Origin of the sequence: Bacillus sp. SIMBA_074 (assembly GCF_046534555.1) — a bacterium.
GTDB lineage: Bacteria > Bacillota > Bacilli > Bacillales > Bacillaceae_G > Bacillus_A > Bacillus_A mycoides.
Genome location: NZ_JAWRYM010000488.1, coordinates 1 through 273 on the forward strand (window position 1 = coordinate 1; position 273 = coordinate 273).

At 39.6% G+C, this 273-nt stretch carries 1 pseudogene; it reads left to right on the forward strand.

From position 1 onward, the window contains the following. A pseudogene (locus SB773_RS31700) lies at window positions 1-273 on the forward strand (L-asparaginase 1); the annotation flags it as partial.

The window sequence follows — 273 nt, forward strand, 5'->3', positions numbered from 1 at the left end:
TGACTGCCTAAAAGGTTTGTATAAAGGAGTGGTTGTGGAGAGCTATGGAAGTGGTGGTATTCCTTTTCAAGTGCGCAACATTTTAGCGAAATTGATTGAATTAACCGAGCACGGTGTATCTGTTGTCATTACGACTCAATGTCTAGAAGAAGGAGAAGACATGGATATATATGAAGTTGGTCGGAAAATTGACCATAATCGTGTAGTGCGTTCTAAAAATATGAACACAGAAGCAATTGTGCCGAAATTGATGTGGGTGCTAGGAAAAACAAC